Raw genomic sequence first — 12,044 nt, 5'->3', positions numbered from 1 at the left:
GTTTAACACGGATATTTCGCGATTAAGGCGCTAAACGATCGATCTGCCAGCCCTCGTCCTGCCGCTGGTAGAAAAATCGGTCATGCAGGCGGTGTTCACCGCCCTGCCAAAACTCAACAGAATCGATAACGACGCGGAAGCCCCCCCAGAAGCTCGGCAAAGGCACCTCACCATTCTGGAATTTTTGCTTCAATTCCAAAAATTTGCTTTCCAGCACGCCACGCGCTGAAATCCGGCTGGACTGCTTTGATACCCACGCACCAATCTGGCTGTCTTTCGGGCGACTGTGGAAATATTTCAGCACCTCAAGCGCCGGCAGCTTCTCTACGCGTCCCAGCACGATGACCTGCCGCTCCAGCATATGCCAAGGGAACAGCAGGCTGATGCGTGGATTGTTTTCCAGATGATGGGCTTTGCGGCTGCCCATATTGGTATAAAACACCATGCCTTTCTCATCATAGTGTTTCAGCAGAACGATACGCTGGTAAGGCTGTCCGTGTTCATCCACGGTCGCAACGGACATCGCGGTAGGATCGGCCAGTTTCGCGTCGCAGGCCTGCTTCAGCCAGCGTTCAAATAAATCCAGTGGATTAGCGGGAAGATCGCTACGGCGAAGCCCGCCACGCGTGTATTCACGGCGGATGTCAGCAATATCGGCGGGTTGAATAAGAGGCGTACCGTCAGAGGGGGAACGTTCCTGAGTCATAATATCCTGCTGTCGCAATGTCGGGCCAGAAGCGGGCGAAAATCCCATTTTGCTCCCGTACCCGAAAAATCGCAATCAGCAGCAACACCGCAACCGTGCGGCGTCAGTTACATCGGTGCCAACACACAATCGTCTACGATAACCCGTTCACCCCGTTGGATAAATGCACGGTCGCCTTTACTCCAGAAGGTGTAGGTATCATTACTGTATCTGACGCCAGAAGCGGACACCACTTGAGGGAGCGTCAGACGTTCACCGTCCATCAGGAAACTCACCTGTGGAGTCGCTTCACCGCCCTGCTGTAGCGTAACGGTTAGCGGCATTGTGCCGCATTGATAATGCAGCGTTTCCACCGTCTGTTTATGGCCAAAATAGCTGCACCCGCTCAGCAGCATGAGCGCTGTCCCCGCCAGCAATCGTTTCATTTTTTCTCCTGTCATTTTTGTCGATGGCGGCAACTGGCGCTGCCGTTCATTTAAGTTTAACAAGAGGATAACCATGAGCCTCTCGGCAAAATCTGATTAATCCGCGCTGACCGGATAAATCGCGCCTAACACCGTTTCCTGACTCGCCCCCGTGACGGACGGCAGATTGCCCGGCAGCCCTGATAGCGTGCGTGACGCCAGCCAGGCAAACGCCAGCGCTTCCATATCATCGCCACTCACGCCACATTCATCCGTCGTGCTGACTTCGATGCCAGGCAGCAGCGCCGAGAGACGCGCCATAATGAGAGGATTACGTGCGCCACCGCCGCAAACCAGTAAGCGTTCGCATCCACCGACCAACAGCACCTGTTCAGCGATGCTCATAGCCGTTAACTCAACCAGCGTCGCCTGAACATCCTGCGGCGCTATCGGCGGCAGACCAGCCAGCATTCTTTCCAGCCACCCCAGATTGAAATACTCACGCCCGGTGCTTTTGGGCGCTCGCAACGCAAAATAAGGATCGGTCAACATTCGGCGTAGCAACAGCGGATTTACCTGACCGCTCATCGCCCACACGGCGTATTTATCATACGGTTGCGCGCAGTGCCGCCAGATCCAGGCATCCAACAGCATATTCCCAGGACCGGTGTCGTAACCGCGCACGGGCGCACCCGGCACCAGCAGCGATAGATTGGCGATGCCCCCGATGTTGAGCACGATACGTCGTTCGACAGGATGCAGCAGCAACGCATGGTGGAATGATGGCACCAGTGGTGCGCCCTGCCCGCCATAAGCCAAATCGCGGCGTCGAAAATCACCTATGGTCGTGATGCCAGTCAAGGCGGCAACGCGGTTATTATCGCCGATCTGCAACGTACAAGGCACATCGCCCGTGGGCTCATGCCAGACCGTCTGTCCGTGGCAGCCGATCGCGGTGATATCCTCCGCACTCAGCTCCGTCTCTTTAAGCAGCGTCAGCACGGCTTCGGCAAACAAGATGCCCAGACGCGTATCCAACTGCCCCAGCGCCGACAGCGTCACCGCCTGCCCCTGACACATCCCTAGGATGGCCATTTTGATATCCTGGGGTATCGGGTGGCAGTAGCTGGCCTGCTGAGCAACCGTATGTTCGTCAATCGCGGCTAGCACAACATCCACACCATCAAGGCTGGTGCCGGACATTACGCCAATATATCTGCCTGATCTCATTATATAGCCTTTGCCCCTGTGGGATAAAAAGAGAACACCGATAACAACTGTTATGTTGAGAATAAAAATAGCACGTTAACACGCTGAATTATTAAATTTTTTTACGTTTTTGCCACACGGGTTAGGTTTTAACCAAATGTCGGTTTTGGATAATATTTGCTACAAAAAAACTCTTTCTCGTACTATTTACTGCTCTGTCTATACGCAATTTAAGCGCACTATCATATTCTGAAAAAAAGAGTAAAAAGAGTGGCATGCTACACTGAGCCAGACCATAATTTGTTGGTATAACACTGCGTCGGCCGAGGCTGAGCCAGCCCGACATATTCGCTATTAAGGAGTTTGTATTATGATGAAGCGTTTGCTTGTGGTTACCCTTGCTGGTATCACGCTGGCTGGTTGTGCTAATACCAGTACGCTTTCAGGTGATGTTTACAGCGCATCCGAAGCCAAACAGGTACAGACCGTGACCTACGGTACGATTGTTTCTATGCGTCCGGTTCAAATTCAGGCGGGAGAAGATTCTAACGTGATCGGCGCGCTGGGCGGTGCTGTTCTGGGCGGTTTCCTAGGCAACACTATCGGCGGCGGTTCCGGTCGTAGCCTGGCGACAGCAGCTGGCGCAGTCGCGGGGGGTGTCGCGGGTCAAAGCGCCACGGGTGCGCTGAACCGCACACAGGGCGTAGAATTGGAAATTCGTCGTGATGACGGCAGTACCATTATGGTGGTACAGAAACAAGGCGATACGAAATTCAGCGCGGGTCAACGCGTTGCTATGGCCAGCAATGGCCGTAGTATCACCGTTTCCCCACGCTAATGTTGTGTGACGATCGCCATTCTCTGCGGCGATCGTCACAACGAATAATCAACTCCCGGAATAAATAACCAATAATCGATACTGGTGATATTGCCGGGATTTAATTCTCCCTCTGCGTAACCTAAATTTAGCTACGCTTGATTTTCATGTAATGCCAATATATTTTTCTCAAGACGCGAAACCAGCAGCGCTAATTCATCAACCTGCTCCGGCGTAATTCCAAATAATACTTCACTACGTGTATGGCTAATTACACCATTGACTGCCTGTATGATTGGCTCTGCTGATTCGGTCAGCATAATACGTTTTGCCCGACGATCGTGCGCACAAACGTGGCGAGTGATTAACCCTTTTTCCTCAAGCTGATCCAATGTTCGGACTAATGAGGGTTGCTCAATACCTATCGCTTTGGCGAGTTGAATCTGCGACTGCCCAGGGGGTAGATGGTATATGTTATGCAACGTGACCCAATGCGTCTGAGTCAGTTCAAGTGGTTTTAATCGATGATCGACCAGCGCACGCCATACGCGCACCAGACGGGCTAAATCAGATCCTAATGGCAATTCCATCACCTCTCCTTATTGTTAGCACGCTAAGTTATATCCCTGGATTGCAATCAACTCTGATTTATAAGAATAAAAAATGACTTTATTGTTGTAAAAATAGCTCCATCACGGAATGGATTCTATCAAATAAAAGTCTTTTAAAAATGATCTCAGGCTTATTTTATTCAATCGAACGCTCCTGCGTTGCTTAAACAAAATTTCACGTAAATAGACCATCTAAGACAAGATAACTTAAAACAACGATGGCTGACGGGACTCTGCTGGTGTATCGGGCTTCTCTGAACGCTGTGACCGTTTCATTCTCTGCCGACACAAACGCAGCACATCCTGTTTCTGCGCATCACTCATTTGGCCCCAACTAAAGCGCTCATTACGACTGCGAAAGCAACCGCGACAATATCCGCCTTCATCCGTCTGACAAACACCACGACATGGATTAGGGACAACAAAGAGTTCAAGTTGCTCTGGCACAACACCTCCTGCGACAACTCTATTTATTGAAGCCCTGTTCTTTACCGCTGGCAAGCCCAAACGGACAGTCACAATGAAAATAATTAGGTAACCATTGTAATAACTGACAATTTTTTACACGCCAGGCAGTCTAAAAGTGACCCAACGCGCTATTTATCCCTCCTGATAGTACGTTTTAACACAAACCTCACCATAGTGTCGCATTTTTAGCATCATCCCAACAACTTGGACTCGGTAGAACCACAACGCTATACTTCCCTCTTTGTTGCACTTTTTAACGAGGACACTATGCGCTTACTTCACACCATGCTGCGTGTTGGCGATTTACAACGTTCTATCGATTTCTATACCCAAATCCTGGGCATGCGCGTGCTGCGCACCAGCGAGAATACCGAATATAAATACACGTTGGCTTTCGTCGGTTATACCGAAGAGAGCGAAGGTGCGGTTATCGAATTGACTTACAACTGGGGCGTCGACAGCTACGATCTGGGCAACGCCTATGGCCATATCGCGCTAGGCGTTGACGATGTTGCAGCAACCTGTGAGCGTATCCGCAAAGCGGGTGGCAATGTAACGCGCGAAGCGGGCCCGGTCAAAGGCGGTACGACCGTGATCGCGTTCATCGAAGATCCAGACGGTTATAAAATCGAATTGATCGAGAACGCCCACGCCGGTAACGGCATCGGTCACTAATACCCCGCATTCCACAGGTGCTGTATCAGCACCTGTTTTTCCCCCTTCTTCTGCTATCTCTGCTGTTTGAAACAACAACGGCATGCTGCATCTCCAGTCAAAATTTGCAATAATGTGCGCTGCGTTTTGCTAACAATTAAGAGAAAAATGGCTGATAAAAGTGATCTGAACGCCCTGAGCGGCCGTTTTCGTGGGTTTTACCCGGTAGTGATTGATGTTGAAACCGCCGGATTTAATGCGAAAACAGATGCTTTGCTGGAAGTTGCGGCGGTAACATTAAAAATGGATCAAGACGGTTGGTTACAGCCAGATGAAACGCTACATTTTCATGTCGAGCCATTCGAGGGGGCGATTCTGGAACCCGCTGCACTGGCGTTTAATGGTATTGACCCCACCAACCCGCTGCGTGGCGCAGTGAGCGAATATGATGCGCTGCATGAAATTTTCAAAGTCGTACGTAAAGGGATCAAAGATCAGGGCTGCAACCGCGCGATTATCGTGGCGCATAATGCCACATTCGATCATAGCTTTATGGCAGCGGCAGCGGAGCGCTGTAGCCTGAAACGTAATCCGTTCCATCCTTTCGCCACTTTCGATACCGCCGCTCTCAGCGGGCTGGTGTTAGGCCAAACGGTTCTTGCTAAAGCCTGTATTACCGCCGGTATTGCGTTTGATTCCAGCCAGGCGCACTCCGCGCTGTATGACACCAACCAGACGGCGTTGCTGTTCTGTGAGTTGGTTAACCGCTGGAAACGTCTGGGCGGCTGGCCGATTGCGCTGGAAGAAAATTCGCTGGAAGACGCGTCAGCCGACGACTGAAAAGATTGAGATCAAAAAACGGGTGCCATAAAAGCACCCGTTGGAAGGATTCACGCACGCATCGTAATAACAGTTGACATCGTCATTACGCCAGACGAAAGCATTACTCTTGAGCGGCTTGCTGCGCTTTGTATTTGTCTGCCGTTTCTTTGATCAGCGGCTGCAATTCACCACGCTGAAACATTTCCATCACGATATCACAACCCCCAATCAGCTCACCGTCAACCCACAGCTGCGGGAATGTCGGCCAGTTCGCGTATTTCGGCAGCTCAGCACGAATGTCTGGGTTCTGCAAAATATCAACATACGCAAAACGTTCGCCACAGGCAGACAACGCCTGAACAGTTTGTGCGGAAAAGCCGCAGCTTGGCAATTTCGGGGAGCCTTTCATGTACAGCAGAATCGGGTTTTCAGCAATTTGGCGCTGAATTTTTTCAATTGTCGGTGTCGTCATCTTCTTGCTTCCTTAATTCTATAGGATGGCTAACGTCCAAAGCGCTAGCCATGAGCCGCCGTCAGAGGTGCTACGACAGCGACATTGACTCAGTGATATTGTACCGATGCCACTAGCCACAAAAAAACGCCATTTTTTGTAGGGTTATTTTTTCCTGAAGTCATTCATCATTGATGAAATCAACGCCAGAAAACGCAGATAAATCAATCGAAAAAATAACTATTAACGTTTTTTCACTATTCTGTATGAATAAAGCGACCGTGCCCACTTTTTTATGACGCCGTTTTCAGGAATACTGTGGGGATTGAGCGAGTTAAGGATTATGTTCGGTCACTTTTATTATGCGCTTATTTATTACTCTTTTTATATTATTTTTCAGCAACCTATCCCTGAACGTGGCTCAGGCTGCGCCGCCTACTCCGCATTCTGCGCCGAAAAAAAGCGCCGTGGCAGAAACGAATAAAAAAAACCGTCAAACCAAGGGTAATGCTAAATCACCGACACCGATAAAAAGCAAAAAACCAGAGCCTACCCCAGTCAGTAATAAAACCAAATCACGTACCGCGAGCAAAGCGACAGAAAAAAAACCGTCACGGACGCAAAGCAGCACGCCTGCGCTAGTGAAAAAAAATCTTAAAAAGCTTAAGCCTGAAGAAGAGAAACACACAACGGCACAGGCCAGAGTCAAAACCGGTTTGAAGAAAACGGCACTCAAAGGCAAAGCGGAGAAAAATCCGTCGCCAACAGAAAAGGGAATGGCGCTAAGCGCAGCGCATAAAAAACGCTATCAGCATGCCAAAACGACTGCAATGAATAAGTTGATGAGCCAGATAGGCAAGCCTTATCACTGGGGCGGTTCCTCTCCCTTTACCGGGTTCGACTGTAGCGGACTGGTTTATTACGCCTACAAAGATGTCGTTAAGATCCAAATTCCACGCACCGCAAACGAAATGTACCACCTACGTGACGCCGCTCCGATTAAAAAGAGCGAGCTGGAAAGTGGCGATCTGGTCTTTTTCCGCATCAATAACCGTGGCGCAGCCGATCACGTCGGGGTTTATCTGGGGGAAGGGAAATTTATCCAGTCACCGCGTACAGGCTCAGATATTCGCATCAGCAAGCTGAGTGAAGATTATTGGCAGGAGCACTACGTTGGCGCGCGCCGCGTGGTCACACCGCAGACGATTCGTTAAGAGTGATATAGGTTACATACGTCGAACAGAAGCAATTCAGACACGTTTTATGTAACATCAACGTGTCTGAATACCTAACCCGCACAAAATCATCGATCGGTTAGTTCAGCACCGCAGTAAAACTAAACACGATGATCACAGCCAACGAACCAATGGTTGTCAGCAAAGACATCTTCAGATCTGTATCCATAAACCACTCCTTATTAGCGAACAAATTTTCTCTGAAAACTTCATCTGAAAAAACACGCCCCTTCACAGCCGAATCCACTTAGGCAGTTAAAGCTACAAATAATAGGGTTATTACGATTCTTTCATAATTCTAGCGAAAAATCTCGGACGAATGCATCACTAATAGTATAAATTAGCCCTTTCACTTTCATGATAAATCGGACACAATCCGCTGTTTATGAAAGCGCTGCGTATCAGTCGAAAAACGTCAACCCAGATCCCTTCGGTATAACATTCGGCATTCTCCTTCTGAAATCCTGTTTTTTAGCTTAGAAGAAGAACATTAAACGTAGGCAAACGATTAACAATATACTTACGTCTGTAACAGGTAAGTTCAGGAGTCATTTTTAGATGGCAACGATTAAAGATGTGGCAAAACGTGCTGGCGTTTCCACCACAACCGTATCGCACGTGATCAATAAAACACGTTTCGTCGCCGAAGAGACTAAGGCAGCCGTCAGAGCGGCAATCAAAGAATTGCACTATTCACCCAGCGCCGTCGCCCGCAGCCTCAAAGTTAATCACACTAAATCTATCGGCTTACTCGCCACATCCAGCGAAGCCCCCTATTTCGCCGAGATCATTGAAGCCGTCGAAAACAGCTGCTATGCCAAAGGTTACACGTTGGTGCTGTGTAATTCGCATAACGACATCGGTAAACAGCGCGCCTATCTTTCTATGCTGGCGCAAAAACGCGTCGACGGCCTATTGGTGATGTGCGCCGAATACCCGCCTGAGCTGTTGTCGATGTTGGAAGATTATCGCAGCATTCCGATGGTCGTTATGGACTGGGGACAGATGCACAGCGATTTTACCGATACGATTATCGATAACGCCTTTGAAGGCGGTTATATGGCAGGCCGCTACCTGATTGAACGCGGCCATCGCGATATCGGCGCCATCCCCGGCACTCAAGAACGTAACACTGGCAGCGGACGCTACCTCGGCTTTTTGAAAGCGCTGAAGGAAGCTGATATCACAGTGCGTGACGAATGGGTGGTTCGGGGCGATTTTGAACCGGAATCCGGCTACAAAGCCATGCATCAGATTCTCGCACAGAAACAGCGACCTACAGCCGTATTCTGCGGTGGCGATATCATGGCGATGGGTGCCATCTGTGCGGCTGACGAGCTGGGTCTGCGCGTACCGCAGGACATTTCGGTGATCGGTTATGACAATGTGCGCCACGCACGCTTCTTTACGCCTGCGCTGACCACCATCCACCAGCCAAAGGAGCGTCTGGGCCAGTCCGCGTTCTCTATGCTCCTGGATCGCATTACCAGTAAACGAGAAGATGCGCACGTCATTGAAGTACACCCGACGCTGATTGAACGCCGCTCGGTGGCAGACGGCCCCTACCTCGACTATCGCCGCTAATTAGCGGCAATACTGCGCAGCGCAGGCAAGTGAGCACTACATGATGATGGAAAACTGGCATAATTTCGGCGCTGATGACGATCATACATTAATGGCCTAGCAGGCTCGCTTCCAGCAGAACTCGCCACCGCTTTCCACACGCTATACGGCCCGCTTCCACCGGATGTTCAGCTACTATCTTAACGCCTGTGCAGGGGCATTCAGAGCACGAACACTTCAGCTCTGGCAGGTCGTGTACAGCACGGATGGGATCGAAGGCGGGTTACGTGTTTCACGCTGATAGAAAAAAGAAAACCGGACGATGCGGCTCGTCCGGTTTACAAGAATAGGCAGTGCAGGATATCAGTCTTCGTTGGCGAGATCGCTCAACTGCTTGCTGGCTAACACGCGTTCGACGGTATCCACCACGGCCTGCGTTTGCGGGTCGATTTCAATATTGATACGATTTCCCAGACGTTTCTGTCCCAGCGTGGTGCGGTTCAGTGTTTCTGGAATTAAATGCACGCAGAAACGTCCGCGAGTGACTTCTCCCACCGTCAGGCTGATGCCATCAATCCCAACAAAGCCTTTATGCAGCACGTATTTCATCAGCGCTTCATCAGCCAGACGGAACCAAATCTGATGGTTATTCTCTGAAACCTGAATTTTGACCACTTCCGCCGTACACATGATGTGCCCCGACATAACGTGCCCACCGATCTCATCACCGAATTTCGCGGCTCGCTCAATATTGACGACATCGCCTTCATGAATATCGCCCAGATTCGTTAACCGCAGCGTTTCCTTCATGAGATCAAAACTGACACGATCGCCGTCAATGGCGGTTACCGTCAGGCAGCAGCCATTGTGTGCCACCGATGCGCCAGGCACGAGCCCTGGCAGCAGCTCGGGTGGGAGTTGGACAATGTGCGTGCGAAAGTTGGATTTTTCTTCAATCGACACCACCGGCGCGGTGCCCTGAACAATACCGGTAAACATGCGGTTTGCCTCTTAAAAACAAAGAAATGACGCTGTGCAGTGTGCCCGATATTTCACGGAAAACCAAACCGGAATGCCGTATGCCACATTGCTATCGAAACCGTAGCGTAACAAAAAGAATATATTCTCTTCCATGCTGGTTTACTTTCGTTAAGTCGTTACAATAACGCTCTCTTTATCCCGATCTGTTTTTCACATCTGAGTCATTTATCCTGCTATTACGTTAGCCATTCAAGGAAGGTATCCGTGCAACAGTATCTGACAGAAGCGCGTAAATTATCGGCGCTTGCTGTTCCTGTCATTATTGCGCAAGTGTCCCAAACGTCGATGGGTGTGGTTGACACCATCATGGCCGGTGCTTATAGCGCCACCGATATGGCCGCCGTCGCGGTGGGAACCTCAATCTGGCTCCCCGCCATTCTTTTTGGTCATGGACTGCTACTGGCGTTAACACCCGTTGTCGCACAGCTCAACGGTTCCGGCCGTCGCGATCGTATTTCTCATCAGGTGCGACAGTCCTTTTTCCTCGCAGCCATCATTTCGGTGCTGACAATGCTGGTGCTGTATCAGGGGGAATACGCGATTAACCTGATGAGCGACGGTTCGCCTGAATTGGCTGCGAAAGCCATCGGCTATCTGCACGCGTTGCTGTGGGGCGTACCCGGCTATCTGTTCTATCAAGTTTTGCGCTGCCAGTGTGAAGGGCTGTCCAAAACCTACCCCGGCATGATGATTGGGTTCATCGGACTGTTAATCAATATCCCGATTAACTACATATTCATCCACGGTAAATTTGGTATGCCCGAACTGGGCGGCGTAGGTTGCGGCGTCGCCACCGCATCGGTTTACTGGATCATGATGCTACTGATGATGCTCTATACCCGACGTGCCTCCTGGCTACGCGATATCCGTCTTCATCGCTCGGCATTCCGGCCAGATTTTACCGTGCTGAAGCGCCTGTTTGGCCTCGGTTTACCCATCGCGCTGGCGCTGCTTTTTGAAGTCACACTGTTTGCCGTGGTTGCCCTACTGGTGTTACCGCTGGGTGTTGTCGATGTCGCAGGTCACCAAATTGCCCTGAATTTCAGTTCGTTGATGTTCGTTCTTCCGCTCTCAGTGGGCGTCGCTACCACCATTCGCGTCGGACATCGGTTAGGGGAAGGTTCGGTTGAGAACGCCCGCATTGCCGCGCATACAGGAATCATGGCCGGCGTAGCGTTAGCCTGCTGCACGGCAGTCTTCACCACGCTGCTGCGTGAACCCATTGCCCTGCTCTACAATCAGGATCCGCTCGTGGTGGCGATGGCCTCTCAGCTCATGCTGTTGGCTGCCGTTTATCAAATCTCCGATGCCGTTCAGGTCATCGGCACCGGCGTATTGCGTGGCTATAAAGATACCCGTTCAATTTTCTATATTACCTTTGTCGCGTATTGGGTATTGGGGTTACCGAGCGGCTATCTGCTGGCATTGACCGATGTCATCGTGCCTCGCATGGGGCCTGCGGGCTTCTGGTGTGGTTTCATCATTGGCCTGACAGCGGCAGCGGTGATGATGGTGACGCGGATTCGTTTTCTTCAGCGCCAACCCGCCGCACGGATTTTAGCGCGCGCCGCCCGCTAGATAACATTTCATCCAGTTTTATACCCTAAATAATTCGAGTTGCGTGACAGAACGTTAGCGTTTTGAACAGCGCTAGCGCTGGCCCGAAGGGGGAGCTTCATTGATGAAGCTCATTAATCCCCAAGAGCTTACTCAAGTAAGTGACTGGGGTGGGTAAGAGCAGCCAACGCACAAGCAGCTTGAAGAATTACGGGTATCGTCGAAAAAAACGACGAAATGGATACAACCCCAGCAATCGCACTGGCAAGAGCACAAAATTGCATTTTTCCTCTTGCCAGCTTTCCCCTTGCTCGCTACTATTCGCCTCGCTGTCAGACAGGCAGCACGGTATCTCAATGCGTTCATAGCTCAGTTGGTTAGAGCACCACCTTGACATGGTGGGGGTCGTTGGTTCGAGTCCAATTGAACGCACCATTCTTTGTTTTTCCTTCGAATTAATTCTTTTTATTTCACCTCTTTTATACCTCATTTGTCCGTTCATACTG

The 12,044-nt window shown here is 50.5% G+C and carries 14 protein-coding genes, 1 tRNA gene and 1 pseudogene; 8 read left to right on the top strand and 8 right to left on the bottom strand.

Translation table 11 applies throughout. The features are described 5' to 3' along the window. Positions 1-22: 22 nt before the first annotated feature. The 3 genes from pdxH to anmK form a co-directional block, all read right to left on the bottom strand. Positions 23-706, bottom strand: a complete 684-nt coding sequence (pdxH, locus tag EO763_RS09625; protein ID WP_161530370.1) for a pyridoxamine 5'-phosphate oxidase — start codon at positions 704-706, stop codon at positions 23-25. Between the two features lie 107 nt (positions 707-813). Beyond that, the gene (locus tag EO763_RS09620; protein ID WP_161528803.1) at positions 814-1,131 is read right to left on the bottom strand and encodes an MliC family protein; all 318 of its coding nucleotides are present in this window, start codon (positions 1,129-1,131) and stop codon (positions 814-816) included. Positions 1,132-1,227: 96 nt separating this feature from the next. Continuing rightward, the gene (gene anmK / locus EO763_RS09615; RefSeq protein WP_161528802.1) at positions 1,228-2,340 is read right to left on the bottom strand and encodes an anhydro-N-acetylmuramic acid kinase; all 1,113 of its coding nucleotides are present in this window, start codon (positions 2,338-2,340) and stop codon (positions 1,228-1,230) included. A gap of 349 nt (positions 2,341-2,689) precedes the next feature. Here anmK and EO763_RS09610 point away from each other — a divergent pair, with 349 nt between their 5' ends. Continuing rightward, positions 2,690-3,157, top strand: a complete 468-nt coding sequence (locus EO763_RS09610) for an outer membrane lipoprotein (RefSeq protein ID WP_005972534.1) — start codon at positions 2,690-2,692, stop codon at positions 3,155-3,157. Between the two features lie 131 nt (positions 3,158-3,288). On the opposite strand, the gene slyA is transcribed toward EO763_RS09610, so the two are convergent. Both slyA and EO763_RS09600 read right to left on the bottom strand, forming a co-directional pair. Next, the gene (gene slyA, locus EO763_RS09605) at positions 3,289-3,726 is read right to left on the bottom strand and encodes a transcriptional regulator SlyA (protein WP_010276609.1); all 438 of its coding nucleotides are present in this window, start codon (positions 3,724-3,726) and stop codon (positions 3,289-3,291) included. A 228-nt stretch (positions 3,727-3,954) separates the two neighbouring features. Further along, complete coding sequence (locus EO763_RS09600; protein WP_072014071.1) at positions 3,955-4,194, bottom strand: DUF1289 domain-containing protein; 240 nt, start codon at positions 4,192-4,194, stop codon at positions 3,955-3,957. 288 nt (positions 4,195-4,482) lie between these two features. On the opposite strand from EO763_RS09600, the gene gloA reads away from it, so the two are divergent. After that, positions 4,483-4,890, top strand: a complete 408-nt coding sequence (gloA, locus tag EO763_RS09595; protein ID WP_010276601.1) for a lactoylglutathione lyase — start codon at positions 4,483-4,485, stop codon at positions 4,888-4,890. A gap of 147 nt (positions 4,891-5,037) precedes the next feature. Next, on the top strand, positions 5,038-5,709 hold the full coding sequence (gene rnt, locus EO763_RS09590) for a ribonuclease T (RefSeq protein ID WP_039489171.1): 672 nt from the start codon (positions 5,038-5,040) through the stop codon (positions 5,707-5,709). 103 nt (positions 5,710-5,812) lie between these two features. Here the strand turns inward: rnt and EO763_RS09585 are convergent, their stop codons facing one another. After that, positions 5,813-6,163 carry a Grx4 family monothiol glutaredoxin gene (locus EO763_RS09585; RefSeq protein ID WP_161528801.1) on the bottom strand — a complete coding sequence of 117 codons (351 nt, stop codon included), beginning with the start codon at positions 6,161-6,163 and terminating at the stop codon, positions 5,813-5,815. A 341-nt stretch (positions 6,164-6,504) separates the two neighbouring features. Between EO763_RS09585 and EO763_RS09580 the strand changes: the two genes are divergently transcribed. Next, on the top strand, positions 6,505-7,356 hold the full coding sequence (locus EO763_RS09580) for a C40 family peptidase (protein WP_161528800.1): 852 nt from the start codon (positions 6,505-6,507) through the stop codon (positions 7,354-7,356). Positions 7,357-7,456: 100 nt separating this feature from the next. Here the strand turns inward: EO763_RS09580 and cydH are convergent, their stop codons facing one another. Continuing rightward, positions 7,457-7,546, bottom strand: coding sequence for a cytochrome bd-I oxidase subunit CydH (gene cydH, locus EO763_RS09575; RefSeq protein ID WP_102116387.1), 90 nt, complete (start codon positions 7,544-7,546; stop codon positions 7,457-7,459). Between the two features lie 389 nt (positions 7,547-7,935). Here cydH and purR point away from each other — a divergent pair, with 389 nt between their 5' ends. Together purR and EO763_RS09565 are read left to right on the top strand one after the other, a co-directional pair. Next, entirely contained in the window at positions 7,936-8,961 is a 1,026-nt protein-coding gene (gene purR / locus EO763_RS09570; RefSeq protein ID WP_039471672.1) for an HTH-type transcriptional repressor PurR, read from the top strand. 19 nt (positions 8,962-8,980) lie between these two features. Further along, positions 8,981-9,241 (top strand): annotated as a pseudogene (locus EO763_RS09565) (class I SAM-dependent methyltransferase); the annotation flags it as partial. Positions 9,242-9,303: 62 nt separating this feature from the next. On the opposite strand, the gene EO763_RS09560 reads toward EO763_RS09565, so the two are convergent. Continuing rightward, positions 9,304-9,939, bottom strand: a complete 636-nt coding sequence (locus EO763_RS09560; RefSeq protein WP_039489167.1) for a riboflavin synthase — start codon at positions 9,937-9,939, stop codon at positions 9,304-9,306. Between the two features lie 246 nt (positions 9,940-10,185). Between EO763_RS09560 and EO763_RS09555 the strand changes: the two genes are divergently transcribed. Together EO763_RS09555 and EO763_RS09550 are read left to right on the top strand one after the other, a co-directional pair. Beyond that, positions 10,186-11,559: an MATE family efflux transporter gene (locus EO763_RS09555; protein WP_161528799.1), complete on the top strand. Its 1,374-nt coding sequence runs from the start codon at positions 10,186-10,188 to the stop codon at positions 11,557-11,559. 337 nt (positions 11,560-11,896) lie between these two features. Continuing rightward, positions 11,897-11,973 (top strand) — tRNA-Val (locus tag EO763_RS09550). Positions 11,974-12,044 lie beyond the last annotated feature (71 nt).

It is taken from the genome of Pectobacterium odoriferum (assembly GCF_009931295.1).
GTDB lineage: Bacteria > Pseudomonadota > Gammaproteobacteria > Enterobacterales > Enterobacteriaceae > Pectobacterium > Pectobacterium odoriferum.
Note: the sequence above shows the minus strand (reverse complement) of the source record. Positions and strands in the feature narration are given on the sequence as shown.

Bases quoted from the DNA above. Each gene is read 5' to 3' on its own strand.
- EO763_RS09580 (WP_161528800.1), top strand. From the start codon at position 6,505: ATGCGCTTATTTATTACTCTTTTTATATTATTTTTCAGCAACCTATCC.
- rnt (WP_039489171.1), top strand. From the start codon at position 5,038: ATGGCTGATAAAAGTGATCTGAACGCCCTGAGCGGCCGTTTTCGTGGG.
- pdxH (WP_161530370.1), bottom strand. From the start codon at position 706: ATGACTCAGGAACGTTCCCCCTCTGACGGTACGCCTCTTATTCAACCC.
- slyA (WP_010276609.1), bottom strand. From the start codon at position 3,726: ATGGAATTGCCATTAGGATCTGATTTAGCCCGTCTGGTGCGCGTATGG.
- gloA (WP_010276601.1), top strand. From the start codon at position 4,483: ATGCGCTTACTTCACACCATGCTGCGTGTTGGCGATTTACAACGTTCT.
- EO763_RS09610 (WP_005972534.1), top strand. From the start codon at position 2,690: ATGATGAAGCGTTTGCTTGTGGTTACCCTTGCTGGTATCACGCTGGCT.
- cydH (WP_102116387.1), bottom strand. From the start codon at position 7,546: ATGGATACAGATCTGAAGATGTCTTTGCTGACAACCATTGGTTCGTTG.
- anmK (WP_161528802.1), bottom strand. From the start codon at position 2,340: ATGAGATCAGGCAGATATATTGGCGTAATGTCCGGCACCAGCCTTGAT.
- purR (WP_039471672.1), top strand. From the start codon at position 7,936: ATGGCAACGATTAAAGATGTGGCAAAACGTGCTGGCGTTTCCACCACA.
- EO763_RS09620 (WP_161528803.1), bottom strand. From the start codon at position 1,131: ATGAAACGATTGCTGGCGGGGACAGCGCTCATGCTGCTGAGCGGGTGC.
- EO763_RS09585 (WP_161528801.1), bottom strand. From the start codon at position 6,163: ATGACGACACCGACAATTGAAAAAATTCAGCGCCAAATTGCTGAAAAC.
- EO763_RS09560 (WP_039489167.1), bottom strand. From the start codon at position 9,939: ATGTTTACCGGTATTGTTCAGGGCACCGCGCCGGTGGTGTCGATTGAA.